The organism is Streptomyces paradoxus, assembly GCF_014202475.1.
Taxonomy (GTDB): domain Bacteria; phylum Actinomycetota; class Actinomycetes; order Streptomycetales; family Streptomycetaceae; genus Streptomyces; species Streptomyces paradoxus.
In genome coordinates, this window is the sequence record NZ_JACHGV010000040.1 from 1 (window position 1) to 1,286 (window position 1,286).

General features: G+C 57.1%; 1 rRNA gene. It reads right to left on the reverse strand.

Going from position 1 to position 1,286, the window contains the following annotated elements:
• Positions 1-1,286 (reverse strand): 23S ribosomal RNA (locus HNR57_RS39105); the annotation flags it as partial.

Sequence of the window (1,286 nt, forward strand, 5' to 3'; positions counted from 1 at the left end):
TCACCAGGTGTGGCCCCCCTTCTCCCGAAGTTACGGGGGCATTTTGCCGAGTTCCTTAACCATAGTTCACCCGAACGCCTCGGTATTCTCTACCTGACCACCTGAGTCGGTTTAGGGTACGGGCCGCCATGAAACTCGCTAGAGGCTTTTCTCGACAGCATAGGATCATCCACTTCACCACAATCGGCTCGGCATCAGGTCTCAGCCTTATGTGATCCGGATTTGCCTGGATCACGGCCTACACCCTTACCCCGGGACAACCACCGCCCGGGATGGACTACCTTCCTGCGTCACCCCATCACTCACCTACTAACCGCTTGGTTCGGCGGCTCCACCACTCCCCTTTGCCCGAAGGCTCCGGGGCGGCTTCACGGCCTTAGCATCACGATGCTCGATGTTTGACGCTTCACAGCGGGTACCGGAATATCAACCGGTTATCCATCGACTACGCCTGTCGGCCTCGCCTTAGGTCCCGACTTACCCTGGGCAGATCAGCTTGACCCAGGAACCCTTAGTCAATCGGCGCACACGTTTCTCACGTGTGAATCGCTACTCATGCCTGCATTCTCACTCGTGAACCGTCCACAACTACCTTCCGGTGCTGCTTCACCCGGCACACGACGCTCCCCTACCCATCACGATCCCCGTTGGGGGTATATATCGCAATGACACGACTTCGGCGGTACGCTTGAGCCCCGCTACATTGTCGGCGCGGAATCACTAGACCAGTGAGCTATTACGCACTCTTTCAAGGGTGGCTGCTTCTAAGCCAACCTCCTGGTTGTCTCTGCGACTCCACATCCTTTCCCACTTAGCGTACGCTTAGGGGCCTTAGTCGATGCTCTGGGCTGTTTCCCTCTCGACCATGGAGCTTATCCCCCACAGTCTCACTGCCGCGCTCTCACTTACCGGCATTCGGAGTTTGGCTAAGGTCAGTAACCCGGTAGGGCCCATCGCCTATCCAGTGCTCTACCTCCGGCAAGAAACACACGACGCTGCACCTAAATGCATTTCGGGGAGAACCAGCTATCACGGAGTTTGATTGGCCTTTCACCCCTAACCACAGGTCATCCCCCAGGTTTTCAACCCTGGTGGGTTCGGTCCTCCACGAAGTCTTACCTCCGCTTCAACCTGCCCATGGCTAGATCACTCCGCTTCGGGTCTTGAGCGTGCTACTCCATCGCCCTATTCGGACTCGCTTTCGCTACGGCTTCCCCACACGGGTTAACCTCGCAACACACCGCAAACTCGCAGGCTCATTCTTCAAAAGGCACGCAGTCACGAGA